The organism is Marinimicrobium sp. C2-29 (genome assembly GCF_038419845.1).
Classification (GTDB): Bacteria; Pseudomonadota; Gammaproteobacteria; order Pseudomonadales; family Cellvibrionaceae; genus Marinimicrobium.
This window is the reverse complement of record NZ_JBCAQT010000008.1, coordinates 97,300-123,355: the sequence shown is the minus strand read 5'-3', so window position 1 is coordinate 123,355 and position 26,056 is coordinate 97,300. Positions and strand designations below refer to the sequence as shown.

Below are 26,056 nucleotides of genomic sequence, written 5' to 3'. Positions count from 1 at the left end.
ATCAACCTCTGGGATCGGCGTTGTCCAGAACCTTCTGGGTCTGGGCGCGGCGCCAATCGGCCAGCCGCTGAGCCAGGTCGGCATCTTCGGTGGCCAGCATCTGGGCCGCCAGCAAGCCGGCGTTGAACGCGCCGGCCCCGCCAATCGCCAAGGTGCCCACGGGCACGCCCCGGGGCATCTGGACGATGGACAGCAGGCTGTCCTGACCGTTGAGCGCCTTGCTCTGAACGGGAACGCCCAGTACCGGCAGAAGGGTTTTGGCGGCGATCATGCCCGGCAGATGGGCGGCACCGCCGGCGCCGGCAATAATGACCTTGAAACCCTGGTCGGCGGCCTGTTCGGCGAACTGGAACATCTTGTCCGGGGTGCGGTGAGCGGATACCACCTCGGCGTGGTAGGCGACGCCCAGGGTATCCAGCAACTCGGCCGCTTCCGACATGGTCGGCCAGTCCGAGCGCGAGCCCATTACGATAGCCACTTTGGTAGTCATGTAACTCCCCTTAATACCAACAGAAATACCCGGCTGACCCGGGTATCGCTGGATTCGGGCTCCCCGGCGGGGCCGGGAAGCGGAAAAGGGCGCGATTATAGCAAGCGTTGAACAAAAATTCCCCCATTGGGAGGGAGAAACCGCGCTTCAGTCGGTGGTGCCGCGAGCGATGGCGTCGAGCATGCCGTCAAATTGCAGGTTCTGGGTCAGATCTCCATGAAAACCCGACTCCACGCCCCGCATATCCGGCAGCTTGTGGGCGATGCCCTTGTGGCAGTCGATGCAGGTCTTATCGCCGCTGGCGAGCTGGGTGGAGTGCATGGCCCGGGCGCGGGGGGATTGCTGGGTGAAGTCCATGGAGTCCAGCTCGTGGCAGTTGCGGCACTCCAGGGAGTCATTGGCTTTCAGCCGGCGCCATTCGCGCTCGGCCAGCTCCCGGCGCTTGGCTTCGAACTTCTCACGGGTGTTGATTGAGCCAAAGATCCAGCCCCAGACCTCCTTGGACGCTTCCATTTTGCGCGCGATTTTGAAAGTCCAGTCGTGCGGGACATGGCAGTCCGCGCAGGTGGCTCTGACGCCGGAGCGATTGGTGTAGTGAATGGTGGTTTTCAGTTCCTCAAAAGGGTTGGCCTTCATCTCGTGGCAGCTGACACAGAACTGCTCGGTGTTGGTTACCTCCAATGCCGTGTTAAAGCCGCCCCAGAAGATGATTCCCGCGATGAAGCCGCCCATGGCGAGCACACCCAGGCTGATATGGGTGGCGGGTCGGTTGAAGGTCTGCCAGTAGTTTTTCAGCGTTTTCCACATGACTGTGTCTCGTCTATTCGCCGCGTTCAATCAGGTCTCTGAGCACCTGGTCAATACTTTTGAAAGTGTTTGCCCTGACCGGGTCGACATCGTGCTGAGGCACGTGGCACTGCACGCAGAAGTAGCGCCGGGGAGACACCGCTGCCAGCGTCTGACCCTCCCGGTCGACAAAGTGGGTGATGCTCACCATGGGGGCGCCACTGACTTCGGTAGCGCTGCGGCTGTGGCAGGTAAGGCACTGGTTGAAGTTCTTGTCGACCTGGTAGCCCTGGATCTCATGGGGAATGGTCGGGGGCTGATCCGGGTAATTGCGTGTGGGCCGGTTCTTGGCGGTGCGCTGATCGGGAATGGGGGGTGCCTCGGCACTCTCGGTCAGAGTCCCGCCCGGACGCACGCCGTCCGGTGCGGATACATCCTCTACCTCACTGTCGGCCCAGGCCGCCAGCGGCAGACACAATAGCAGCAAAACAATCGATTTCATGGGGCGTCTCCTCCCGGTCATGCCAGGCTGATCAGTTCCAGCCGAACCGCACATTTCTTGAAGTCCGTCTGCAGGGAAATGGGGTCGGTGGCGTCCAGTGTCAGTTTGTTCACCAGCCGGTTGGCGTCGAAAAAGGGCACATAAATCAGTCCCTCGGGCGGCTTGATCCGGCCTTTGGTTTCCACCCGGGCGCGAATGGAGCCGCGCCGGCTGATCACCCGTACCTCGCTGCCCCGGCGGAAGCCCTGTTTGCGTGCATCGTCAAAATTCATGTAAATCTTGGCGTGGGGTACGGCCAGGTTCAGTTCTTCCACCCGCTGGGTCATGCTGCCGGTGTGCCAGTGCTCGAGCACGCGCCCGGTGCTGAGCCAGAAAGGGTACTCCTCATCCGGCGACTCGGCGGGCGGCTCGTAGGGGAGCGCAAAGATCAGAGCGCGATTGTCCGGCTTGCCGTAGAACTGCACGCCGCTGCCGGCTTCCACGTAGGGGTCATAGCCCTCGCGGAAGCGCCACAGGGTTTCCTCGCCATTCACCACCGGCCAGCGCAACCCGCGCACGTTGTGATAGGTTTCAAATGAGGCCAGATCGTGTGCCTTGCCCCGACCAAAGCGGGCGTACTCCTCGAACAGCCCCTTCTGTATGTAAAAGCCGAAAGCATCGGCCTCATCGTTGTCATAGCCTTCCGCCCGCTCATCATTGCCGTAGGCGTCCACCTGACCGTTGGCAAACAGGATCTCGTACAGGCTCTTGCCTTTGAAGTCCGGGGCCTTCTCGAGCAGGTCGGCCGGCCAGACGTCGTCGGTATTGATGCGTTTGGAAAACTCCACCAGTTGCCACAGATCCGAGCGTGCCTCCCCGGGGGGCGGCACCAGCTGCTGCCAGAACTGGGTGCGGCGCTCGGCATTGCCAAAGGCGCCCTCTTTCTCCACCCACATGGCGCTGGGCAGAATCATATCGGCGGCCTGAGCCGATACGGTCGGGTAGACGTCGGAGACCACCACAAAGGCTTTGGGGTTACGCCAGCCCGGCAGGGTTTCCTGGGCCGTGTTGGGGCCGGCCTGGATGTTGTTGGTCACCTGGGTCCAGTACACCCGCAGGACGCCGTCCTTCAACTTGCGGCTCTGCTCCACGGCGGAGAAGCCCACCTTGCTGGGTACAGTACCCTCGGGCAGCTTCCAGACTTTTTCGGCGAAGGCGCGGTGCTTGGGGTTGGCCACCACCATATCGGCCGGCAACCGGTGGGCAAAGGTGCCCACTTCGCGCGCCGAGCCGCAGGCGGACGGCTGACCAGTTAGGGAGAAGGGGCTGTTGCCCGGCTCAGAGATTTTGCCGGTCAGCAGGTGGATGTTGTAGACCATGTTGTTGGCCCAGACCCCGCGGGTGTGCTGGTTAAACCCCATGGTCCAGAGTGACATCACCTTGGTATCCGGGTCGGCGTACAGTTTTGCCAGCGCTTCGAGCCGCGCGGCGGACACGCCGGTTTCCCGCGCGGTTCGCTCCAGGGTATAGGGCTTCAAAAACTCGGCAAACTCCTCGAAGTCGATGTCGGTCCAGGTGTTCGCCTTGTCTGCCCCCTTGGCGCTCTGCTGGCGCGGATCTTCCGGACGCAGGCCGTAGCCGATATCGGTCTGCCCTTTGACGAAGCGGGTGTGCTTGTCGACAAACTCCCGATTGACCTTGTCGTTCTGGATAATGTAATTGGCAATATAATTGAGGATGTACAAGTCGCTGTGCGGCTTGAAGATCATGGGAATATCGGCCAGATCGAAGCTGCGGTTTTCATAGGGCGAGAGCACCGCAACCTTGACGTGCTCGAACGACAGTTTACGGTCGGTGAGACGGCTCCAGAGAATGGGGTGCATCTCCGCCATATTGGAGCCCCAGAGAACAAAGGCATCGGCATGTTCGATATCGTCGTAGCAGCCCATGGGCTCGTCGATGCCGAAAGTGCGCATAAAGCCGCCCACCGCCGAGGCCATACAGTGGCGGGCGTTGGGGTCCAGGTTGTTGCTGCGCAGCCCGCCCTTGAACAGCTTGCTGGCGGCGTAGGCCTCCCAGACGGTCCACTGGCCGGAGCCGAACATGGCCACACTTTCGGGGCCATGCTCGCGGATGGACTCCTTGAACTTGTCCGCCAGAAGGTCCATGGCCTGATCCCAGCTGATCTCCTGGAAGTCTCCGTTCTTGTCGTACTGGCCGTTTTTCATGCGCAGCAGCGGTTTGTGCAACCGGTCCGAGCCGTACAGAATCTTGGACAGGAAGTAACCCTTCACGCAGTTCAGGCCGCGGTTGACGTCGGCCTTTACATCGCCGTGGGTGGCAACCACCTTGTTGTCGCGCGTGGCGACCATCACGCCACAGCCCACCCCGCAGAAGCGACACGGGGCCTTGCTCCATTTGAGGTTGGTCAGATCACGGTTGGTAATCAGGTTAGTGGCGCCGGCGGGCATGTGCATGCCCACGGCAGCCGATGCCACTGCCGCGGCATTGGCTTTGGCGAACTGACGACGAGTGAGTTTCATGGAGTGTCTTCCTCCGGTGGGACAAGTTCGTGATAGACCAGCGCAGCGTTCAGCACACCCGGCTGCAGCTGCACGTTATCGATGACATTCAGGACGGCCTGGGAATTGTAGCTTTCGATGACCACCACGAGCTTGCCCTGGTCGTCGCGCCCGTAGACTTCGGTCCCCGACTGTTGTTGCAGCCAAGCGCTGACCGAATCTAGCATTGCGGGTTGTGCGTGAACGACGATGCTGGCGACATGCAGGTTGTCATCGAGCGACTGCACCGGAATCATGGCGGCCGCTTCCAGAACATGACTTCCGGGCATAGCTGTGCTCCCTTATAGAGTGCTTTTCATGAAAGTGTATGGGTATCAGCCTGCGGGCGGCCCGGCCAGGAGCTGGTACATCCAGATGGAAAAGCCGTAGGCGCCCACCAGAGCGACGGTGAGCAAAGGGAACAAAAATACGACAATAAAGGCAAACATGCGCCACTCGCGTCGCTTGGTATCCGAGGGCTCCGGTGCGGTCGACGGATTGTCTCGACGGGTGGTGGAAGCGGACGACATGGTTGACTCCGTGGTTGCGGCGTTATTTTGTGGCTACCTCCTGTAGGGTAGCCCAGAAATTAAAGTCTGCATTGATTCAGGTCAAAGAATGGCACGCCACTCCGGTACTTGACCCCGTCACTGGTAGGCCTAAACTGAAAAGAGGTGATTTGAGGATAAGGAGTAAGGTTTATGTCAAGTGACCACATCAAGGCGTTGGAGTTGGCCCGGGATGGATACTGGGATGAATCCCATCAATTGGTACAGGCGTCCTCGGACGAGCTGTCCTGCCTGATTCACGCCTACCTGCATCGGGAGGAGGGCGACATGGACAATGCGACCTTCTGGTATAAGCGCGCGGACACGACCATGCCCCACAACACTCTGGATGAGGAGTGGGATCGGCTATACCGGCTGGTGAGCGGTTAGCCCTACCCGCCCATCAGCGGGGGCAGGTAGCCGAGCACAGCGGCTGCAGCGGATCCGACACCGAAAAGGAGGGTGACGATGACGGTGGTCTTGATATAGCCGGAGAGCAGCAGAAAGGCATAGAGCGTGATCAGCCAGACTGCCGAACCGATGATAAACCAGGGGTGGCTTTGTTCAAATAGCGCCAGGCCATCGGTGAAGGCGCCGTAGAGCGCGATTACCTGCAGGGCCGCAATAAAGGCCAGGGCCTTGTTCTGGCGCTCGTTCTGGCGCTCGACCTTTGCGTTGTGCAGGCGGTTTTTCGCCTGAAAGTTCAGCTCGATGTATTCCTTGATATTGGCAATGTCGTCGTCGCAGTGCCAACGCTCGAGGAGCCGCACCGCCTCGTCGTGGTATTTGGGAAACAGCTTGTTCTTGAAGGCGTTGAAGTTGGACAGCAGGTCGTAGAAGGCGAGCCGTACCCGCTCGGCGCTGTCCACTTCCTGTTCGCTCACCCGGTCTCGACCTCTGAGTGTCTGGCTGAACTCTTGCGCAAAGTAGCGTTTGATCTGGGTCAGGCTGAAAAAGAAGGTCTGACAGCGCACCATGACCTGCACAATATTGACGAAGGTTTCAAACGGGAAGCCGCAGGCGAGAGTGTAATTCCAGCCCGGGTGAAAAAAGGCGCCGGGGTATTCGTTCCCCAGAGACTGCGGATGCGGAATCGCGGACAGCCGCTCCTCATTCTGAAAATCCCCGGGTGGCTTCGCCAGGCCTGTGTCGCACAGCAGAAGTGGCAGGGTGTTTTCCTGCGAAAACTGCAGGTGCTCTGCGGTGATGGGTGTGTCAGGGTCTTTGCGTTGTAACGTCCTGGCCGCCTGTGCGGCCGCCGCCGAAAAGCTCTCTTCCAGATAGTCGCGCAGCCCCAGGTTGCCGGCGATATCGCGTCCCGCAAAAATACCGGCAATGGCCGTGGGCAGTTCCGCTGTGCTCGCGAGCGTCAGCTCCACCTCGGTCACCAGCAAAAAGCAGCCGTGGGTATCGTAGAGCAGCTCGCTGGATGCCGTGTGCAGTGTGAGGTCGCCCAGCGGTTGCTCAAAAGTCCGGGACCGGCTGAACCCGGTGATTTGCTTCATTGATAGGCCGCGGGCGCGGTCAATGGCACTGAGGGTGTCCACCTCGAACAGATCGGGGCAGCCCTCCGATTCACGATAAAACACCTTATTGCCGTTGAGTGGCCGCTCGTCCGGCGCGGCGGCGCTGTCGGCGTCGAGCAGAGAAAACAGGGCTGAAATATAGCGGCTGAAGCCGGCTTCGTCGTCCCTGTAATCGATGTTGGATAACAGCACCAGTTTGAGTCGGGAATCACTCATTACAGAAAGCTCGCTCCGTGCCCGGCGAGGTAATCCTCGGGCAGAGGCTCCTCGCGGTAGTCCAGAGTCAACTCCTGATCTTTGGGAATACTCCGTGTGGTCCGCAGCGCGAGCGAGATCGACGACAGCCGCTCAATGGCAATGTTGGGCTCGCGAGAATGATTGATGAATGCGTACTTGGTCCGATAGGGGCGCACGAGAATGAACCCCGGTGCAATCGCATTCCACTCATCCACAAAACCGATCTCCCGGTGCAGCGACCAGGGGATGACCTGCCCATCCAGAATGGCCAGGCGCGTGCCGGCCTGAATAAAGGCCTCACTGAACAGCCCCTGGCCGTGTATCGGGCTGGGGGCGATGTAGGTGTGCTTGATGTTGTCGAGCGTATGGTCGGTCATTCGATATTCTGCACCTGTTCGTTGAGGGCTTAAAAATTATCAATAAAAACAATAGGGTACTGGCGTGGCGAGCAAGATTTTGCCGTCTGCTCACCATTTCATTGGCCAGTCACCGGTTTTATCAAAATTTTGGCCTCGGCGCGCCAGCTCGCTCCAGCTTTAAATCGGCGCTTAGCCTTCGCCGGTGGAGAATGATACCCGGGTTCCGCATCTATGTGGAGAACGGCCCTGGCATTTTCCGCTTAAATGGTCGCTACATGGTGAACTGGGGTCGGGTTCCCCGCATAGAATGTGGGGAGTAGTTGGTAGTTTGGTTCCCGGAGAGTCGTTTCGATTGAGCCGCACGACAATGGTGAACAATGTTCCATTTATACATTTCAAAAGCCGAATTCATGTGAAAACCGTTGGCTTATATTCAACGGGTCAAAGCATCCGGCCAGACGGTTGTGATCACGAACTCTGGTGAGCCAACCATTGAGATTAGCCGCTATCGGGCTCGCCAACGTCCAAGCAAAAAGATCCTTGACAGGGTACATTGACTGAGGTTGCATATACTGTGGGCTGAGGCTGCTTTAAGGCAGATACGCGCCCGTTGCGAGTGGGTAAAATTCACGGGAACTACGGATCCACACAGGTGAGGTGCCGATGAACTCTGCAACAAATCGTGGACTATGGATTGGCGGGCGAAGCATTGAAGCAATGCACGGAGAACATTTCACGACCTTCAATCCGGCTACGGGGCAACCCATTTGCGATGTAGCCAAAGCGGGGGCCGCCGATGTGGATCAGGCGGTGAATGCAGCCGCGGGTGCATTGAGCAACTGGTCTGATCTGGGGGGCGCCGAAAGGGGGCGTATTTTGCGGCGTACCGCGGAGCTGATGCGTACCCATCGCGATGAGCTGGCCGAGCTGGAAAGCCTGGACGGCGGCAAACCCATTGCCGAAACCCCGGAAGCCGATGTTGACTCGGGCGCGGACTGCCTGGAGTACTTTGCGGGCCAGGCCGCCTCGCTACAGGGCGAATACCAGCAGCTCAATGGCGGTTTCTTCTATACCCGACCCGAACCCCTGGGCGTGTGCGCCGGCATTGGCGCCTGGAACTACCCGCTGCAGATTGCCTGCTGGAAAAGCGCGCCGGCCCTGGCGGCGGGCAATACCATGATCTTCAAACCGGCCGAATTGACGCCTTTATCGGCGTTGCGCCTGGCGGAACTCTTCCGGGAAGCTGGCCTCCCGGATGGTGTATTCAATGTAGTCAATGGGGATGCCGCCACAGGCCAGGCGCTGACCCGCCACCCCGGCATCGCCAAGGTATCCCTGACCGGCTCGGCCGAAACCGGCAAGAAGATCATGAAGGACGCCGCCGATACCCTCAAGACGGTCACGCTTGAACTGGGCGGCAAATCACCGATCATAATCTTCGACGATGCCGAGCTGGACAACGCCGTCTCCGGTGCCCTGCTCGGCAATTTCTACACCCAGGGTGAGATCTGTACCAACGGCACCCGGGTCTTTGTACACGAAAGCATTCACGACGCCTTTATCGATCGTCTGGTGGAACGCACAAAACGCATGAAAATCGGCAATCCCCTGGATCCGGACACGGACGTGGGCGCGCTGATCAGCGAGGGCCATCGCGACCTGGTTCTCGACTATATTGAAAAGGGCAAGGCCGAAGGCGCCCGGCTGGTTCTGGGGGGTAAAGCGGCTCAGGTTCCGGGCTGTGAAGGCGGTGCTTTCGTTGAGCCCACCATCTTTGCCGACTGCACTGATGATATGACCATTGTCCGCGAGGAAATCTTCGGTCCTGTGATGTCGGTGCTGCGCTTTAGCGACGAGGACGAGGTGGTTGCCCGGGCCAACGACACCGAATACGGGTTGGCCGCCGGCGTTTTCACTTCAAACCTCACGCGCGGGCACCGCATGGTCGATCAGCTGGAGGCCGGCATCTGCTGGATCAACCACTACAACATCACACCCATCGAAATGCCCTTCGGGGGCGTGAAGCAATCCGGTCTGGGCAAGGAGAACAGCCGGCGGGCGCTGGAATACTACACCCGCCTGAAAAGCGTTTATGTGGGCACAACGGACGTAGAGGCACCCTACTGACGCACCATGGCGCGCATGGGCTGGCCTTGGCCAGTTACCGCAAAATACTGACTCGGGGAGCTATATCATGGAACAACAGGCACCGGATCAAGTAGGACGCGATCGGCTCAATCCGGTCGTTTTTTTCGGTTCATCCATTCTGATCGTGTTCTTCGCGCTGTGGACTATGTTCTTTACCGGAGCAGCGGAAGGCGTGATCAACACCGCGCTGAGCTGGGTATCGAACACCTTCGGCTGGTATTACTTTCTCACCGTGGTCATCTATCTGGCCTTCGTAATCATTATCGCCGCCTCACGCTTCGGCGATATCCGCCTGGGGCCCGACCATTCCAAACCGGAATTCAACATCGTCTCCTGGGCCTCCATGCTTTTTGCCGCCGGCATCGGCATTGACCTGCTTTTCTTCTGCATCGCCGAGCCGGTCACCCAGTTCCTGGCGCCACCGGAGGGCGAAGGCGGCACCGTGGAAGCGGCCCGCCACGCCATGGAGCTGACCTTTCTGCACTGGGGTATATCCGGCTGGGGCATCTATACCCTGGTAGGGATGTCCCTGGCCTATTTCAGTTACCGACACCAGTTGCCGCTGACCATCCGATCGGCGCTCTACCCCATCTTCGGTCGCGGCATATACGGGCCCATCGGCCATGTGGTGGACATTGCTGCGGTGCTGGGTACCGTCTTCGGTATTGCCACCAGCCTGGGCATCGGGGTGATTCAGCTGAACTATGGTCTCTCGACCCTATTCGATCTGCCCGAGAACACCTGGATCCAGGCCCTGCTGGTGCTGCTGATTGTGGTCTTCGCCACCCTGTCCGCGGTGAGCGGCGTGGAGAAAGGCATTCGGCGGCTGTCCGAATTCAACATGCTGCTCGCCGCCGGCCTGGTGATCTTCGTGCTGATCGCCGGCCCCACCCTCTTCCTGCTCAACGCCCTGGTGATGAACATCGGCGATTACATCACCGGCTTCATCGGCATGTCGTTCAATACCTACGCCTTTGACCAGCCCACCGACTGGCTCAACGGCTGGACCATCTTCTTCTGGGCTTGGTGGATCGCCTGGGGGCCCTTCGTGGGGCTCTTCCTGGCGCGCATTTCGCGCGGTCGTACCATCCGCCAGTTCACTGTAGGCACACTCATTCTGCCCCTGGGCTTCATGATGGCGTGGATGTCCATTATGGGGAACAGCGCCATCGACATGGTCATGAACGGCGCCCAGGCCTTCGGTGAACAGGCCATGAACGACCCGGCCTCGTCCATCTACACCTTCATGGAGACCCTGCCCCTGGCGGGTATTACCGCGGTCGTGATATCGATCCTGGCCATCGTGTTCTTTGTCACCTCGGGTGACTCGGGCGCGCTGGTGCTGTCCAACTTTACTTCCATCCTTACGGACGTGGATCACGACGCCCCTATCTGGATGCGCATCCTCTGGGCTTCCATTATTGGCCTGCTGACCCTGGCGCTGCTCATGGCCGGTGGACTCCATGCGTTGCAGAGCACCGTGGTGATCATGGGACTGCCGTTCTCGGTAGTGCTTTTCTTCATCATGGTGGGGCTCTACAGGGCCCTGAAGACGGAGTCGCTCAAGCATCACCATCCGCATCCAGCCCCGGCTGGCGCCTTTGCCGGCAAGGATGTCAACGCACCCACCTGGCGTCAGCGCCTCTCGCGGGCCATGAGCTTCCCGGACCACAACCAGGCCATACGCTTTCTCGAGAAGACCGTGAAACCGGCCATGATCGAAATCGAGCGCGAACTGAGCGACCGCGGCCTGGCAGCCGGGATTACCGGCTGGGACCATGAACGCCGGCATCTGGAACTCAACGTGGATCTGGGCGAGGACGGCCGCTTCACCTACCAGGTCTGGCCCCGTCCCGCGACCGTGCCCGCCTTCGCCATCCGGGCCCATGCCGGGCACAACACCTATTACCAGCTCGAAGTGCATCTTGAGGAAGGCGGCCAGGGCTATGACCTCATGGATTACACCCAGGCCCAGATCATCGAGGATATCCTGAATCAGTACGAGCGTCATATGGTCTATCTGCAGCGGTGCCGGGAAGCGCCCGGCGATATCTCCATGCCGGGTCAGCACAGCCGCGACGGTGAATAGAACCAGCCGCCGGAGGCAAAGGCCTCCGGCGGGCAACAGGAGAGGTTTATGAGCGAAGAAGGCTTTGACCGGGAATTCGACTACGTCATTGTCGGCGCCGGCTCCGCCGGCTCGGTGCTGGCCGACCGGCTGAGCGCGGGCGGCGCCCATCAGGTGCTGGTGCTGGAATTCGGTGGCAAGGACAACTCCATCTTCATCCAGATGCCTACAGCCTTTTCCATCCCCCTGAACAAACCGCGCTTCGACTGGGGGCTGCACACCGAGCCGGAGCCCGGGCTGCACAACCGCTCCCTTCACCAGGCCCGGGGCAAGGTAATCGGTGGTTCCTCGTCCATCAACGGCATGGCCTATGTACGCGGTTGTGCCAGCGATTTCGCCGAATGGGCGGAACTGGGCGCACGGGGCTGGGACTACGCCGACGTGCTGCCCTATTTCCGGCGCGCCGAGGACTGCATCTATGGCGAAGACGAGTACCGGGGCACCGGCGGCCCGGTGGGCGTGTGCAACGGCAACAACATGCGCAATCCGCTCTACCGCGCCTTCATTGAGGCGGGAGAGCAGGCGGGTTATGGTAAGACCGGCGACTACAACGGCTACCGCCAGGAGGGTTTCTGTCGCATGGACATGACGGTGCGCAACGGCGTGCGCGCGTCCACGGCCAACGCCTACCTCAAGCCCGCGCTCAAGCGCGACAACCTCCAACTGGAAATGCACGCGCTCACGCAACGCGTCATCATGGACGGCCAGAAGGCCGTGGGCGTGGAATACCAGCAGCGCGGCCGGATCATGCGAGTGCGCGCACGCAAGGAAGTCATTATCTCCGCCAGTGCCTTCAACTCACCCAAGCTGCTCATGCTCTCGGGCATCGGCCCGGCGGAACAGCTGCGCGAGCACGGCATCGAAGTGGTCAAGGACCTGCCCGGCGTGGGCGCTAATCTGCAGGATCACCTTGAGGTCTGGGTCCAGCAGCGCTGCACGCAGAAAATCACCCTGAACGGCTGGCTCAACCCCATTGCCCAAGGCTGGATCGGTGCACGCTGGCTGCTGACGAAAACCGGACTGGGCGCGAGCAACCACTTCGAATCCAATGGCTATATCCGCAGCCGGCCCGGGCTGAAATGGCCGGACCTGCAATACCATTTCCTCGCCGGCGCCATCGCCTACGACGGCTCCAGCGCGGTCAAGGGCCACGGCTTTCAGGTGCATCTTGGCGCCAACAAACCCCACAGCCGCGGCCGTGTCTGGCTCAATTCAGCCGACCCGGCCGACCCGCCCCGGATGCAGTTCAACTACCTGAGTGAGGAAGCGGACAAACAGGCCTACCGCGACGGCCTGCGCCTGACCCGCGAAATCTTCTCTCAGGCGGCCTTCGACCCCTACCGGGGCGAGGAAGTCTCGCCTGGCAGAGACGTCCAGAGCGACGATGAAATTGACGACTGGGTGGCCCAAAGCGCGGAAACCGCCTACCACCCCTGTGGCACCTGCCGCATGGGCGAGGACGAACAGGCCGTAGTAGACCCGGAATGCCGCGTGCGCGGTGTGGAGAACCTGCGCGTAGTGGACTCGTCCATCATGCCCACCGTCACCAACGGCAATATCAATGCCCCGACGATCATGATCGGGGAAAAGGCCGCCGATCATATCCTGGGCAAGGAACTATTACCGCCGTCCGAGGCGGAGGTCTATTTCTCTCAGGGCTGGCAGGAACAGCAGCGGGAAGGCTCCCCCACCAGACAATTGGATTAATGCGACGCCGTTTTGGAAAGCAAATTGAGTACAGCCACCCCGGACACGATCAGCCCGATGCCGAGAAAGGCCCATGAATCAAGCCTTTCGCCATGAAGGAGCCAACCAATGATGGCGACCAGTACGATGCCGAGGCCTGCCCAGACCGCGTAGGCAATACTTACCGGGATAGACCTGAGTGCGAGGGATAGTAAATAGAAGGCCACCCCATAGCCGACTATAACGACGAGGGATGGCCAGATCCTTGTAAACCCCTCGCTGGACTTGAGTGCGGAGGTTGCTACAACCTCGCCAACAATTGCGATCGCCAGGAATATCCAGTTCTTCATCATTGTCCTCCGGTTGTTCCAAATCAAAATATAGCACAACCACTGATTTTAACGGACCGCTTTCCGAATGATCTATTGAGACGATCGGAGCTAGACATAAATGGGTCTTCCCCTATTCGGGTGGATTCATATATGTACAGGTACAGTGTATGTCTTTCGTCGGTTCGGATCGGTCGTTAGGAACAAAAGATAAATTAGGTAGACAGCTCAATAAGGTTGTAACCGTAATCTAACGGTTCGCTCTTTGCCATCCAGGATTCATAGGCCTGAATCTGATGACTGAACTTGCACCACAGAGGAACGCACAACGGAAAACTTGCCACTTCTCTCAAACACGACGGCTCCCACCTTCTCAACTTCTGTACAGCCATTTTCGCGCATGACTGCATAGACACACCCTCCACTCGTATTGCTTTGTGTGCCGCCGAACAGACTACATTGTGTCGCCTCTTTAGAGTTTACGATTGTGAGTTGTGCTTGCAGTAATCCACCTAAAGTCTCAGGAATACTTGGGGCAAGTATACGCAACAAACTGTTTTTCTCGAGTTTGGCGAAACCAACGCCGCATTTTGAGACCCCATTCTGGAAATTGGCTTCGGCCACGGAGAAAAGTCATGAAAAAACGCCATTCCCTCAGTCAACCGCTCTACGTCGCCTTGCTCTGTTCGGCGCTCATCGCGTTTCTGCCGGCTCAAGCTGCCGCGCAGCAGGCAGCCAACCAAAATCCGGAAGCTCAGCAAAAGCTTCCGAAGGACTTCGCCAACGAGAACGTCGTGACGGAGGCGCTTTCGGCCCCGGACGTCGCCGCCCTCCAGGCGCCCTCCAAACGCATCGGTGAGCATGTCGAGGTTGATGGGGCCCGGATCTTCTACGAAGCGGCGGGCGAAGGTCCTCCGATGCTGCTCCTGCATGGTTACCCGCTCTCTGGCGCACTCTTTGCGCGAGTTCGCGAAGCCCTCCAGGGCGAATACACCGTCATTACCCTTGATCACCGCGGGTATGGGCTGAGCGAGGCGCCGGGCAAGCCGCACTCTATAGAGCTCTATGCGAGCGACGCCCTTGCGGTACTCGACCACCTCGAGATCAAGGAGGCGATCATCGGTGGCATGTCGATGGGGGGCCCGATTACGCTGTCGATGTACCAGATGGCACCCGATCGTTTTACCGGCATGATTCTGATCGACACATCCGCTGCGGCCGCAGCGCCCCCCGAAGCCGGCCTGTGGCGCGGTGTTGAAGAGGTGATAGCAGGCCATGGTCTCGATCCGGTCATCAAGGCCCTGCTGCCGGATATGCTCACAGGCGAGACGCGGCTCAGGGACCCGGCCGTTTCGGAGTATCTTCGTGAGGTCATGCAAGGTGCGAGCGTCGAAGCCGGCCGGGGTGGCGCGCTCGCTCTTGCTGAGCGGCCGGACTTTACGAGTCTGCTTGCCAAAATCGGAGTGCCGACCTTGATCATCGTGGGAACCGAGGATTCACTGTACCCCATCCAGGTCGCGCGCAGCATGCATGAGCAGATCGCCAACTCATCCTTGGCCATCGTTCCCGGTGGATCGCATGCGACTATCTTCGAAGCGCCCGGCCGGGCCGCAGCTGCAATTCTGGAGTGGGCAAGCACCCTATAAATTAGGAGTTTAATTTGAATCAAGGACGATTAAAATGACCTCTTTGATGTCCAACGGGCTGACGTCATTGACCACAAGGGGGTCTTTTCCTTCCCGAACCAGCTTCTTTTGCTGTTCGGCCTCCAGGCGTGCGTCGGCAAGCGGAAGGACCCAATAGTTGCCCAAAGTCATGTGACGGCGCTTATCGTTGACGGTTCAGCGCAGTGCCCAAAACCGCTCCCCGGATTCTGGAACGACGTAATAGAGGCCTTTGCCATCAGATTTCCGGATAGGGTCGCCGGTGGCCAGTTTGGCCACTTGGCTGGCGTTGAGGGACATATCAAACTCCGATTTACTCACCAATTGAGATGAGTCTATCGCAAGTTCAGTCACCGTTTGTTTGAAACAGCCTGAAATCCTTTGAAACACGATAAACTATAAATATTAATAAAATCAGTTATTTACGGAAATAAAAGAAGAAAAGTCGACCAAGTGAAAGCTAAGAATGGTCATTCGATATTCTGCACCTGCTCCCTCATCTGCTCGATCAGCACCTTCAGGTCCACCGCCGCTTTGGTGGTGTCGGCGACGATGGCTTTTGAAGAGAGGGTGTTGGCCTCGCGGTTCAGCTCCTGCATCAGAAAATCCAGTCGCCGGCCGAGCGAGTTTTTCTGCTGCAGTGTGCGCTTCACTTCAATCACGTGGGTATCGAGCCGGTCCAGCTCTTCATCGACATCGGCTTTCTGGGCGAGCAGGGCGATCTCCTGCTCCAGTCGCTCCGGGTCGAGATCGATCTGCAGGGCGGTGATTTTGGTATACAGCTTTTCCCGTTGGGCAGCCAGGATATCCGGCAGCTGCTTACGTACCTGCACCACCAGCTCGCTGATGGCGTCCAGCCGCTGTTGAATGAACTGGGCCAGTTCCGCGCCCTCGCGGCTGCGGTGTTCGATCAACTGGGTGAGCGCCTGCTCGAACAGCTCGATCGCGGCGCTCTGCAGCGTCTCCCGGTCCAGCTCGGATTGTTGCAGTACGCCGGGCCAGCGCAGTACTTCAAACGGATTGATGGGGGCCGGGTCGTGCAGTTCCCCGCTGATGGTCTGGGCGGCCTGGGCCAGTTGCCGGACCCGCTCGAGGTCCATCCCCAGTTCGTTGTCCTGGACCTGCTCCTTCTGCAGGTTCAGGCTGACTTCCAGCTTCCCGCGTTGCAGGTGGCTGCGGATCAGCTCGCGCAATTTGGGCTCGATCTCGCGCAGGTCCTCGGGCAGGCGAAACGCTGGCTCCAGGTAGCGGTGGTTGACGCTGCGCAGCTCCCAGATGACGGTGCCCCAGGGGTGTTTTTGTTCGCGCCGGGCAAAGCCGGTCATACTGCGTGGCATGGGTGGTCCTCTAAATTAACGTCGGTGGTTACCGTTAACGTCGGCGGTTACCTTCGTGGGCGAGAGCTGGTAGGCTTCGCCTTTTCCAGATTCGGCTCGTCGCGATAAAACCGCGATAGTATCACAAGCGCTTTTCTTTCATTCAGACACAGCACGGGATAACCCCATGACCAGTATGCAACGACCCAGCGGGCGTCAGCCCGACCAGCTTCGCGATGTCCGCCTGACCCGCCACTATACCAAGCATGCCGAAGGCTCGGTGCTGGTGGAATTTGGCGATACCAAAGTCATCTGCACCGCCAGTGTGATCGAGGGCGTCCCCGGTTTTCTGCGTGGCCAGGGCCGCGGTTGGCTCACCGCCGAGTACGGTATGCTACCGCGCTCCACCGGCTCGCGCATGAACCGCGAGGCGGCGCGCGGCAAGCAGGGCGGGCGCACGGTGGAAATTCAGCGCCTGATCGGTCGTGCTCTGCGCGCCTCCATTGATCTGGAAGCGTTGGGCGAGTACACCATTCAGCTCGATTGCGATGTGATTCAGGCCGATGGCGGCACGCGCACCGCTTCGATCACCGGTGCCTGGGTAGCCCTGGCGGATGCGGTGGCCTACCTGCAGGCCGAGGGCAAACTGACCCAGAGCCCGTTCAAGCGCGCCATCGCCTCGGTGTCGGTCGGTATTTACCAGGGCGAGCCGGTGCTGGATCTGGATTATCCCGAAGACTCCGGTGCGGATACCGACATGAACGTGGTAATGGGCAATGACGGCGGCATTATCGAGATTCAGGGCACCGCCGAAGCCGAGCCGTTCACCGAGGCCGAGTTTGGCGCAATGATGGCGCTGGCCAAGAAGGGAATTGCGCAGCTGAATGAGTTGCAGCAGGCGGCGCTGGCGCAGTAATGGCGCCGGGCCCGGGGGGCCGGTAGCGCCTTGGGCCCGCCTGTCTGTCTGGCGGGCTACAGCTCGATGTCGTAGTCGACGATGACCGGCAGGTGGCTGGAGAACTGCTGGTTTTTGTAAATGGCGGCGTGCTCCACCTTGTGCCCGATGGGGGCCGAGACCACCTGAAAATCAGTACGCCAGCCTTCGCCCTCTCCGAGGGTGCCACTGGGCCACCAGCTGTATTCGTCCGGGTCCTTGTTGGCCTTGCGGAAGGCGTCGACATAGCCGATCTGATTGTACAACTGGCTCAGCCACTGCCGCTCGTGGGGCAGGAAGCCGGACTCGTGCTCGTTCTCTTCGCTGTTGGTCACATCCCGCGGAGTGTGAGCCATGGCCCAGTTGCCGCAGAAAATGAACTCACGGCGCTTGCGGGTGATTTTGTCCAGGTGGGCCTGAAGGTCGTCGAAGAACTTGATCTTCACTTCCTGGGATTCCATTTCCGAGGTGGCGCTGGGCGCCAGCAGCGAGCCCACGCTCAGCTGTTCGTAGTCGATCTGCAGGTAGCGGCCTTCCATATCCACGCCCGAGGAAAAACCCAGACCAAAAATCAGGGCTTTGGGCTGTTTGCGGGTGTAGATGGCCACGCCGTTGTAGTGCGGCGTGCCGGAATCGAAGAAGTAGCTGAAGTAGCCATCGAGCTGGAACACGGGCTTGTCTTCCAGCTCACTCTCCAGTGCCCGCAGATCCTGCAGGCAGATCACATCCACATCTTGTTCATCCAGCCAGTCGAACAGGCCGCGCTGCGCCGCCTGGAAAATGCCATCGACGCTAAGACTGATAACTCTCATATTAGCCCCTTGTTTACGGACTGTGTATGATACCCGAGCTTGTTATCTTTGTGTTAATGAGCGACGCAAAAACCGGCAACTAACCGCTTTTCCGGTGCTTTGTGTCGTCGATCGGGACCTTTTGCGGACGGTTGCGCCCTGCTGACAGGCACTCGGCGTTATAATAAGAGGCCGGTCGGGCAAGATTCTGCCACCGGGGTTGAGTGTGAGCGCCTGCCGGCGCAACCGGAGTCCTTTTTAAATCTAGCGTATTTGTGAGACTTTTGCATGGAAAACTACCAGCGCGAGTTCATTCAGCTGGCGATTGAACACCAGGCCCTGGGCTTTGGCGAATTTACCCTGAAGTCGGGTCGGGTCAGCCCCTACTTTTTCAACGCCGGTCGTTTTCAGACTGGCCGCGCTCTGGCGCAACTGGGCCGCTGCTATGCGGCCGCCCTGGAAGCCTCCGGCGTCTCAGTGGACCTGCTCTTTGGCCCAGCCTACAAGGGCATCCCGTTGGCGACCACCACCGCCATTGCCCTGTCGGACCACTGGGACAGGAATCTGCCCTACGCGTTCAACCGCAAGGAGGCCAAGGATCACGGCGAGGGAGGATCCATTGTGGGCGCACCTCTGGCCGGGCGGGTGTTGATCGTGGATGATGTGATTACCGCCGGCACGGCGGTGGGCGAGTCCATGGAATTGATCCGGGCGGCCGGCGCCCGGCCCGCCGCGGTGCTCATCGGGCTGAACCGTCAGGAGCGGGGCCGGGGCGAGCTTTCGGCGATCCAGGAGGTCGAGCGCCTTTACGATGTGCCCGTAATCAGTATCATCAATGTCGACGACATCATCGAGTTTCTGCAGGGCGAAGGGAATCAGTTGGGTGAGGGTGATGTCGAAGAAACCATACGCAAGATCCATGATTACCGCGCCAATTATGGCGTTTGAGAAGCCTGGTCGAGGGGCCTATGTCTAGATTCAGTGTCTGCTTCAGTGTGTTTGTCATCGGGCTCCTGTCCACCTCCGTGGCCTGGGCGCAAGCCGATGAAAAGGTGTACTACCGCTACACCAACGAGGAGGGGGTCAAAGTGCTGGAAGATCGCATCCCTCCCAAGTATGTCCCCAGAGGCTATGAAGTGGTCTCGCTCACCGGTGAGGTGATCAAGACGGTGCCTCCGGCGCCCTCGGATGAGGAAGCGGAGGAGCTGAAAAAAGAACGGCAGGCGCGAGCCGAGCGCGAGCGCTACAACGATGAACTCAAGCGGCGCTACAGCACGGTGAAGGACATACGGGATGCCAAGCGTCGCAATCTGGCCGAGCTACAGGGCAACATCAGCATCCTGAAAGGCAACCTGAGCAATGTGCGCAGCCAGATTCGCGACCTGGAGTCACGGGCCGCCCGACTCGAGCGTAGTGGGCAGGAGGTGCCCGAGAGTGTGCTCCAGAATATGGCCACACTGAAAACCGAAACCATGGAAATCAAGGCGCAGATCGATGTGCGCAAGCGCCAGTATGACGAAGTGTCCGATCAGTTCGATCGGGATATTGAGCGCTTTGCCGAGATCAAGGGCGAGCGGTAGCTGACAGACCGGGTGCTCCGGTCAGGCGTCACACCGTCTGCAGTTGCTCACGCATCAGACCATCGATCAGCACGGGCCACTGCTCGGCCCAGTGCTCCGTGGGCAGGCGCCGAAACTGGCTACGCACGAACTGGGTGATGCGGCCCTCGGCACTGGCCATCAGAAGATTGGCAGCGGCCGACAGGGGCAGGTTGGGGCGCAGTCCTTCGCGCAACTCGGCCTCGCGCAGAATCTGCTTGATCTGGGTTTCCACCCGCTCGAACAACTGGGCCACCCGTTGGCGCAGCCGTTCGGTTTCCCCGGTGAGGGCATCGCCGGTGAGCAGCCGGGTAATGCCGGGGTTGCGTTCGGTGAAGGTGAGCAATAACAGCAGGATCTTCTCGCAACGGCGCAGCGCCGCCGGCTCTTCAGTCATGATCATCGACACCCGCGTGAAGATGGTCTCTTCAATAAATTCGATCAGCCCTTCAAACATCTTCGACTTGCTGGGAAAGTGCCGATAGAGTGCCGCTTCCGACACGCCCACTTCGCGTGCGAGCGCCGCTGTGGTGATTCGCGCGCCCGGGCTGGCTTCGAGCATATGAGCCAGCGATTCGAGAATCTGCTGGCGGCGGGAGGCTTTATTGCTGGGCTTGCTCATGGCGTTCCGTTGACTATCCGAAGGTTTGGGTCGAGTGCCGAGCGTCAATGCTAGCCCGATCCTGGCCAGGCTTCAATCGTTGACATTGTCGCGCAAAGGGCGTTAGGGGCCGGTCTGGCGCCGGTCAAATGGGCTTGTTGGTAATCAACGTGCCCACGCCCGCATCGGTGAAAATTTCCAACAGCACCGCATGGGCCACACGGCCGTCAATGATATGGGCACTGTGAACGCCGCCCTTGACCGCATCCAATGCGCAGCCAATCTTGGGCAGCATGCCACCGTAAATCGTGCCGTCGGCAATCAGCTCGTCTACCTGTTTTGTGGTCAGGCCGGTCAGCACTTCGCCGTTTTTGTCCTGAAGGCCCGAGACATTGGTCAACAGCATCAGCTTCTCGGCCTGCAGCACCTCGGCAATTTTTCCGGCCACCAGGTCGGCGTTGATATTGTACGAGGTGCCGTCATCGCCCACCCCGATGGGGGCGATCACCGGAATGAAATCGCTGTTGATCAGCATGTCGATCACGGAGGTGTTGATCCCGGCCACTTCCCCGACGTGGCCAATGTCGATGATTTCCGGTGCCTGCATATCGGGCGTCTGGCGCTTGGCCGAGAGCTTGCGGGCGCGGATCAGCTGGCCGTCCTTGCCGGTGATACCGATGGCGTGGCCGCCATTGTGGTTGATCAGGCTCACGATCTGTTTGTTGACGGTGCCACCCAATACCATCTCGACCACGTCCATGGTTTTGCTGTCAGTTACCCGCATACCATCGACAAATCTGGATTCGATGTTGAGCTTCTTGAGCAGGTCGCCAATCTGCGGGCCGCCGCCGTGCACGACAATGGGATTCATGCCCACCAGTTTCATCAGCACAATGTCGCGGGCGAAGCTGTTCTGCAGCTCTTCGTCCACCATGGCGTTGCCACCGAATTTTATGACGATGGTGCGGCTGGTAAAGCGCTGGATGTAGGGCAGAGCTTCGGTCAGTACCTGGGCAACGTTCATGGCCTGGGCGCGGTTGAGTGACATAGCGGTTTCCGTTGGTTAAAAATCGATCTTGAGTTCGCGGTTGATCTTGAGCAGCTCGCGTTTGAACAGTTGCTGTATTTTCTGCAGCGCCTCCTCGCTTTCCCCTTCAAAGCGCAGGGTCAGTGCCGCCGAGGTGTTGGAAGCGCGCACCAGCCCCCAGCCTTTGGCAAAATCCACGCGCAGACCGTCAATGGTCGTGGACTTGCCATTTTGAAAATCACCCTCGGCAATCAGACGCTCCACGAGGGTGAACTTCTCCTCCTCGGCTACCGGAATCTTGATCTCCGGCGTGTTGGGCATGATCGGGAAGGCGGCGAAGATATCGTCAATGGGCTGATCGCGCAAGGTGATGATCTCCAATAGCCGCGCGAGGGTGTAGAGCCCGTCGTCAAAACCGTACCAGCGATCCTTGATAAAGATGTGGCCCGAGTACTCTCCACCAATCAGTGCCCCGGTCTCGATCATCTTGGATTTCATGTGGGAGTGGCCGGTTTTCCACATGATCGGGCGACCGCCATAGCTGGTGACCAGCTGGTTCAGCTGGCGTGAGCATTTGACATCGAACAGGACATCGGCGCCCGGACTGCGGGCGAGAATGTCCCGGGCAAAGAGCATCAACAGATGGTCGGGCCAGATGATCTGGCCCTTGGGGGTGACCACCACCAGGCGATCACCATCGCCGTCCAGGGCTGCGCCCAGGTCCGCGCCCACTTCCTGCACCTTGGCAATCAGATCCTCAAGGTTGGACGCCAGGGTGGGGTCGGGGTCGTGATGGGGGAAGGTGCCGTCGAGCTCACAGTAAAGCGGGGTGACGTCGCAGCCGAGCTCCTCAAACAGCCGGGGTGCCACCAGGCCCGGAACCGCATTGCCCGCATCGATCACGATGGACACGGCACCCACCAGTGCGACATCCGAGAAGATGCGCTCGATATAGTCGGTAATGATGTCCCGGCTCTGGGTTTCGCCCTGACCGGCGTGGTACTGCTGGCGCTCGATGCGCGAGCGGATGTCGAGCACGGCATCGTCGGCCAGGGTGTTGCCGTTGATGACCATTTTGAAGCCGTTGTAATCACCCGGATTGTGGCTCGCCGTCACCATCACCCCGCTGCTGGTCTCTTCCAGGTGATGCGTCGCAAAATACATAAGCGGCGTGGGAACGGTCCCCAGGTCAATGACATGGCAGCCGGTACTGACAATGCCCTGGCGTAGGGCCTCGCTGAGCTCGGGGCTGTGGGTACGGCCGTCGCGCGCCAGCAGCATATGACTTTCGCCCTGATCCAGCGCCTCGCTGCCCAGCGCGCGGCCGATGTGCTCGGCCAGCTCCGGGGTGATCTCCGTGTGGGCCAGGCCGCGAATGTCGTAGGAGCGAAAGATGTTGGCGGGGATGGAGGGCGCGCTGGAAGCGGTGTCGGTCGCCTCTTTTTCAGAGCTGGTGGTTTTGGGCTGGGCCTGATCCAGCGCCAGAATGTCTTCATCTTCATCGCTGACATCCAGGTCGAGAATGTCCTGATTCTGACTGAGAGAGTTGGCGATCGCGGCCTCTTCTTCCCGGTCGGCCTCGCTCTTCTGCCCGTTCCGGGCCGGTTTGACGGGCGCCAGGGGTCGGTGCGCGTCGGCCCGCCGGGCCATGAAGTGGCCCGCCGCCCAGGCGAGCAGTAGCCCGCCGATACTGGTGGCAGAGACGACCAGAAGCCAGAGCGTGGGCAGTTCGCGGCTCTGCTCGACCAACTGGCTTGAGGGGCTGAAGGTCAGCTGCCAGTAGCTGTTGGCGATGTCGAGGCTGTGCTCCTCGGCGGCACCGCCCTGGCCATTCTGGAAAAGGGTCAAAGTGCCGCTGCCGGGGATTCGCTGGCGGATCCGGGTCTGGCCCAGTTGCGCTGTGGCCTCGCTCAGCGCTTCGCGCAGCGGCTGGTCGTCGATGGTCACCAGCACCGATCCCAGTACGGGTTGGTCGCTTTCGAGGGGCACGGGGGAAATCAGGTGCAATTGCCAGCGCTGCTCGACGCGCGCTGTCTCGGGAAGGTGGCGCTCGCGCTGTTCGGCGCGCCGGATCAGATCCAGCTCCGCAAAGCCAATCGGCGCGACATGGTCGCGGTCGATCTCGGCGCTGCCGGTGGGAATAAGGCGCACGGCCAGGCTGTGCTCAAACTGCTCGGCGATAGTGTCGGCCTGCTGTTCTCGAGCCGCTTCGGAGCCGTCCTTCAGAGCCTCGATGGTGGCCTCGTCGCCCGCCCACTGCGTTATTTTTTGCTGTCGCTCGCTCAGATATTGGCGGGCAATCCGGGCCTGGGCCTGGGCTTGCTGCTCTGTCTGCTGGGCCAATCGCTCGTTCTGAACCTGCACGACCATCTCGCCATAGAGCCAGTAGCCCAGCGCGGCATTGACCAACAGGATGGCGGCGACCCAGGTGCCGATCAGCTTCTGGCGTGCCCGCCGTGCGCGTTGTTGTTGCTGTTCCTTCTTACTTTTATAGGCCACGTTTCAGGTTCCAGTTGCAGTGTGTGCTTGTCATTGTCCAGAGGCGCTTGCGGGCGGCGGCTTTCAGGTCGCCCTGTCAAGCGGGCTCATGCAGGGAGCGTGCGAGCCGGGCAATCAGTTCCCGCGCCAGCTGCTGTTTGCTCTGCGGTCCCAGAGGTATTGCGCTCCGGGCGTCGATCAGGATCACGGCATTATCATCGCTGTTGAAGCCCAGTCCTTCCCGGCTGATGTCATTGGCAATAATGGCATTCAGGTTCTTCTGAATCAATTTCCGGCGGGCGTAGTCTTCAAGCTGTTCACTTTCGGCGGCAAAACCGACGGTGAAAGGTCGGGCGTCCAGTCCGGCAACGGCCGCGATAATATCGGGGTTTTTCACCAGTTCCAGAGTGAGCTGTTCATCGCTCCCCTTTTTGATCTTCTGGCTTTGATACGCCCGGGGCCGATAATCGGCCACAGCCGCGGCACCGATAAACAGGTCGCACCTGGGGGCGTGCTCCAGGCACTCCCGGTACATCTCTTCAGCGCTGGTGACCCGGATCAAGTTCACCCGCTCAGGTGCCGGCAGAGCGGTGGGACCGCTGATCAGCGTCACGCTTGCGCCGGCTTCCATCGCGGCCCGGGCCAGAGCGTAACCCATTTTGCCGGAGCTGTGGTTGCTCAGATAGCGCACCGGGTCGATCGCCTCGCGTGTGGGACCGGCGGTGATCACCACCCGCCGGCCGGCGAGCGCCCCGGTCTCGAACTGCGCGGCGGCGGCCTCGGCCAGCGCGGCGGGTTCCAGCATCCGTCCGGGGCCGGTTTCGCCGCAGGCCTGACTGCCCTCGCCCGGCCCCAGCAGAAGGATCTGCCGTTGGCGCAGCCGGTCCAGGTTCTCCCGGGTCGCGGCGTTGTCCCACATGCCCTGATTCATGGCCGGTGCCAGTGCCAGCGGTGCCCGGGTGGCCAGACAGAGGGTACTGAGCAGATCATCCCCCCGACCCTCGGCCAGCCGCGCAATGAAATTGGCGCTGGCCGGCGCTATCAGGACCAGGTCGGCCCAGCGCGCCAGTTCGATATGCCCCATGGCCGCCTCGGCGGCGGGGTCGAGCAGGTCGGTGTGGACCGGGTGCCCGGACAGTGCCTGAAAGGTCAGCGGCGTCATGAACTCCCGGGCCGCTGCGGTCATGACCACGCGCACACTGGCGCCGCGCTCGCGCAACCGGCGTACCAGCTCGGCACTTTTATAGGCGGCGATACCGCCGGTGACCCCGAGCAGGATCTGTTTGTTGGTCAGTGAGCTCATAGTCGCGTGAACCGCTCCGGGCTTGACAGGTAAAGGGGGTAAGATACCATTCCTTGATACTGGATCACTAGGATGTATCAAATCAGCACAGACAGGGAGGATCATCTTGTGTCAATTGCCCACTGGCCCGAGGCCGAACGCCCACGGGAGAAACTGCTCACCCGCGGCCCCGCCACTCTCTCCGACGCCGAACTGCTGGCGATTTTCCTGCGCACCGGCTGTGCCGGCAAGTCCGCCGTGGACCTGGCCCGGGATCTGTTGAATGACTTCGGCGGCCTGCGCCCCCTGCTCGAAGCCGGGCAGGAGGATTTCTGCCGCGGCCAGGGCCTGGGCAGCGCCAAGTACGCCCAGCTGCAGGCGGTGCTGGAGATGGGACGACGCCATCTGTCCGCCAGCCTGGAAACTGGCGACCCGCTCACCAGCCCGGATCTGGTTCGAAACTACCTCAGCGCGCAGCTGCGCCACCGCCCCCACGAGGTGTTCGCGGTGCTGTTCCTGGACAACCAGCACCGGCTGCGCTCCTTCGACGAGCTCTTTCAGGGCACCATCGATGGGGCCAGTGTCTACCCCAGGGAGGTGGTGAAGCGAGCGCTCACTCACAATGCGGCCGCGGTCATCCTTGCGCACAATCACCCCTCGGGCGTGGCCGAGCCCAGCCAGGCGGACCGGCGCATCACCGAGCGCTTACAGCAGGCGCTGGATCTGGTGGGGGTGCGGGTGCTGGATCACATGGTCGTGGGCGACGGCGAGGTAATCTCGTTCGCCGAGCGCGGGTGGTTGTAGAAGTTCTATAAACTACGGAAGCGGCATCAAGGCCGGCGGCTACGGGGTCGTATCTTTCGGAAACGCGATAAATACATCCCTGTAGCTCCCACCCGGAGCGCCGGACCGCTTCCTCCCTGAAGAGCGGGTTCCGAAAGATACGACCCCGCATCCGCCTCTGTGCCAGTCAGAACCTTGGGCCGAACGAAGATGTAGGGCGGATAAGCGTCAAGCGCATCCGCCGTTACCCAGCGTCCTGTTATTGCGCGTCACGTCCGGTCAATCTCAAAATCGGCCCTTCAA

General features: G+C 60.3%; 26 protein-coding genes and 1 pseudogene. 9 read left to right on the top strand and 18 right to left on the bottom strand.

The features are described from left to right. Position 1: 1 nt before the first annotated feature. The 6 genes from purE to AAE484_RS09650 form a co-directional block, all read right to left on the bottom strand. On the bottom strand, positions 2–490 hold the full coding sequence (purE, locus tag AAE484_RS09675; protein WP_341938173.1) for a 5-(carboxyamino)imidazole ribonucleotide mutase: 489 nt from the start codon (positions 488–490) through the stop codon (positions 2–4). Positions 491–637: 147 nt separating this feature from the next. Beyond that, on the bottom strand, positions 638–1,297 hold the full coding sequence (locus AAE484_RS09670; protein WP_341938172.1) for a NapC/NirT family cytochrome c: 660 nt from the start codon (positions 1,295–1,297) through the stop codon (positions 638–640). A gap of 13 nt (positions 1,298–1,310) precedes the next feature. Continuing rightward, complete coding sequence (locus tag AAE484_RS09665) at positions 1,311–1,778, bottom strand: nitrate reductase cytochrome c-type subunit (protein WP_341938171.1); 468 nt, start codon at positions 1,776–1,778, stop codon at positions 1,311–1,313. A 17-nt stretch (positions 1,779–1,795) separates the two neighbouring features. Then, positions 1,796–4,300 (bottom strand): nitrate reductase catalytic subunit NapA, encoded by a 2,505-nt coding sequence (gene napA, locus AAE484_RS09660; RefSeq protein WP_341938170.1) that lies wholly within the window; start codon positions 4,298–4,300, stop codon positions 1,796–1,798. Beyond that, complete coding sequence (locus AAE484_RS09655; protein ID WP_341938169.1) at positions 4,297–4,608, bottom strand: chaperone NapD; 312 nt, start codon at positions 4,606–4,608, stop codon at positions 4,297–4,299. The genes napA and AAE484_RS09655 overlap by 4 nt, the downstream gene beginning before the upstream one ends. 45 nt (positions 4,609–4,653) lie before the next feature. Continuing rightward, a complete protein-coding gene (locus AAE484_RS09650) occupies positions 4,654–4,848 on the bottom strand; it encodes a periplasmic nitrate reductase, NapE protein (RefSeq protein ID WP_341938168.1) in 195 nt (64 codons plus the stop codon). Positions 4,849–5,019: 171 nt separating this feature from the next. Here AAE484_RS09650 and AAE484_RS09645 point away from each other — a divergent pair, with 171 nt between their 5' ends. Next, complete coding sequence (locus AAE484_RS09645) at positions 5,020–5,256, top strand: hypothetical protein (RefSeq protein ID WP_341938167.1); 237 nt, start codon at positions 5,020–5,022, stop codon at positions 5,254–5,256. Positions 5,257–5,258: 2 nt separating this feature from the next. On the opposite strand, the gene AAE484_RS09640 is transcribed toward AAE484_RS09645, so the two are convergent. Beyond that, positions 5,259–6,608, bottom strand: a complete 1,350-nt coding sequence (locus AAE484_RS09640; RefSeq protein ID WP_341938166.1) for a hypothetical protein — start codon at positions 6,606–6,608, stop codon at positions 5,259–5,261. After that, the gene (locus AAE484_RS09635; protein ID WP_341938165.1) at positions 6,608–7,006 is read right to left on the bottom strand and encodes an SET domain-containing protein; all 399 of its coding nucleotides are present in this window, start codon (positions 7,004–7,006) and stop codon (positions 6,608–6,610) included. The genes AAE484_RS09640 and AAE484_RS09635 overlap by 1 nt, the downstream gene beginning before the upstream one ends. A 645-nt stretch (positions 7,007–7,651) precedes the next feature. On the opposite strand from AAE484_RS09635, the gene betB reads away from it, so the two are divergent. The 3 genes from betB to betA all read left to right on the top strand — a co-directional run bounded on the left by betB (position 7,652) and on the right by betA (position 12,971). Next, on the top strand, positions 7,652–9,115 hold the full coding sequence (gene betB / locus AAE484_RS09630) for a betaine-aldehyde dehydrogenase (protein ID WP_341938164.1): 1,464 nt from the start codon (positions 7,652–7,654) through the stop codon (positions 9,113–9,115). A 67-nt stretch (positions 9,116–9,182) separates the two neighbouring features. Continuing rightward, entirely contained in the window at positions 9,183–11,225 is a 2,043-nt protein-coding gene (betT, locus tag AAE484_RS09625) for a choline BCCT transporter BetT (RefSeq protein ID WP_341938163.1), read from the top strand. Positions 11,226–11,273: 48 nt separating this feature from the next. Next, positions 11,274–12,971: a choline dehydrogenase gene (gene betA, locus AAE484_RS09620; protein ID WP_341938162.1), complete on the top strand. Its 1,698-nt coding sequence runs from the start codon at positions 11,274–11,276 to the stop codon at positions 12,969–12,971. Here betA and AAE484_RS09615 read toward each other — a convergent pair. Continuing rightward, positions 12,968–13,300, bottom strand: a complete 333-nt coding sequence (locus AAE484_RS09615) for a DMT family transporter (RefSeq protein WP_341938239.1) — start codon at positions 13,298–13,300, stop codon at positions 12,968–12,970. The genes betA and AAE484_RS09615 overlap by 4 nt on opposite strands. Before the next feature lie 258 nt (positions 13,301–13,558). Further along, positions 13,559–13,903 carry a hypothetical protein gene (locus AAE484_RS09610; RefSeq protein ID WP_341938161.1) on the bottom strand — a complete coding sequence of 115 codons (345 nt, stop codon included), beginning with the start codon at positions 13,901–13,903 and terminating at the stop codon, positions 13,559–13,561. 11 nt (positions 13,904–13,914) lie between these two features. Between AAE484_RS09610 and AAE484_RS09605 the strand changes: the two genes are divergently transcribed. Beyond that, complete coding sequence (locus AAE484_RS09605) at positions 13,915–14,925, top strand: alpha/beta fold hydrolase (protein WP_341938160.1); 1,011 nt, start codon at positions 13,915–13,917, stop codon at positions 14,923–14,925. Between the two features lie 9 nt (positions 14,926–14,934). Here AAE484_RS09605 and AAE484_RS09600 read toward each other — a convergent pair. The 3 genes and pseudogenes from AAE484_RS09600 to AAE484_RS09590 all read right to left on the bottom strand — a co-directional run. After that, a pseudogene (locus AAE484_RS09600) lies at positions 14,935–15,102 on the bottom strand (Arm DNA-binding domain-containing protein); the annotation flags it as partial. Between the two features lie 18 nt (positions 15,103–15,120). Continuing rightward, a complete protein-coding gene (locus AAE484_RS09595) occupies positions 15,121–15,243 on the bottom strand; it encodes a hypothetical protein (RefSeq protein ID WP_341938159.1) in 123 nt (40 codons plus the stop codon). Positions 15,244–15,413: 170 nt separating this feature from the next. Continuing rightward, the gene (locus tag AAE484_RS09590) at positions 15,414–16,280 is read right to left on the bottom strand and encodes a YicC/YloC family endoribonuclease (protein WP_341938158.1); all 867 of its coding nucleotides are present in this window, start codon (positions 16,278–16,280) and stop codon (positions 15,414–15,416) included. A 175-nt stretch (positions 16,281–16,455) separates the two neighbouring features. Between AAE484_RS09590 and rph the strand changes: the two genes are divergently transcribed. Then, complete coding sequence (rph, locus tag AAE484_RS09585; protein WP_341938238.1) at positions 16,456–17,175, top strand: ribonuclease PH; 720 nt, start codon at positions 16,456–16,458, stop codon at positions 17,173–17,175. Positions 17,176–17,231: 56 nt separating this feature from the next. Here the strand turns inward: rph and AAE484_RS09580 are convergent, their stop codons facing one another. Continuing rightward, positions 17,232–18,005 carry an exodeoxyribonuclease III gene (locus tag AAE484_RS09580; protein WP_341938157.1) on the bottom strand — a complete coding sequence of 258 codons (774 nt, stop codon included), beginning with the start codon at positions 18,003–18,005 and terminating at the stop codon, positions 17,232–17,234. A gap of 267 nt (positions 18,006–18,272) precedes the next feature. On the opposite strand from AAE484_RS09580, the gene pyrE reads away from it, so the two are divergent. Continuing rightward, positions 18,273–18,932 (top strand): orotate phosphoribosyltransferase, encoded by a 660-nt coding sequence (gene pyrE / locus AAE484_RS09575; protein ID WP_341938156.1) that lies wholly within the window; start codon positions 18,273–18,275, stop codon positions 18,930–18,932. 20 nt (positions 18,933–18,952) lie between these two features. Beyond that, positions 18,953–19,564, top strand: a complete 612-nt coding sequence (locus AAE484_RS09570) for a hypothetical protein (protein WP_341938155.1) — start codon at positions 18,953–18,955, stop codon at positions 19,562–19,564. Positions 19,565–19,592: 28 nt separating this feature from the next. On the opposite strand, the gene slmA is transcribed toward AAE484_RS09570, so the two are convergent. From slmA to coaBC, 4 genes are all read right to left on the bottom strand, one after another. Beyond that, positions 19,593–20,204, bottom strand: a complete 612-nt coding sequence (gene slmA, locus AAE484_RS09565) for a nucleoid occlusion factor SlmA (RefSeq protein WP_341938154.1) — start codon at positions 20,202–20,204, stop codon at positions 19,593–19,595. A 124-nt stretch (positions 20,205–20,328) separates the two neighbouring features. Beyond that, positions 20,329–21,231 carry an acetylglutamate kinase gene (argB, locus tag AAE484_RS09560; RefSeq protein ID WP_341938153.1) on the bottom strand — a complete coding sequence of 301 codons (903 nt, stop codon included), beginning with the start codon at positions 21,229–21,231 and terminating at the stop codon, positions 20,329–20,331. A gap of 15 nt (positions 21,232–21,246) precedes the next feature. Continuing rightward, the gene (locus tag AAE484_RS09555) at positions 21,247–23,709 is read right to left on the bottom strand and encodes a phosphomannomutase/phosphoglucomutase (RefSeq protein WP_341938152.1); all 2,463 of its coding nucleotides are present in this window, start codon (positions 23,707–23,709) and stop codon (positions 21,247–21,249) included. Between the two features lie 76 nt (positions 23,710–23,785). Continuing rightward, positions 23,786–24,991, bottom strand: coding sequence for a bifunctional phosphopantothenoylcysteine decarboxylase/phosphopantothenate--cysteine ligase CoaBC (gene coaBC, locus AAE484_RS09550; protein WP_341938151.1), 1,206 nt, complete (start codon positions 24,989–24,991; stop codon positions 23,786–23,788). Between the two features lie 108 nt (positions 24,992–25,099). Here coaBC and radC point away from each other — a divergent pair, with 108 nt between their 5' ends. Further along, positions 25,100–25,774 (top strand): RadC family protein, encoded by a 675-nt coding sequence (gene radC / locus AAE484_RS09545; RefSeq protein ID WP_341938150.1) that lies wholly within the window; start codon positions 25,100–25,102, stop codon positions 25,772–25,774. Positions 25,775–26,056: the final 282 nt, after the last annotated feature.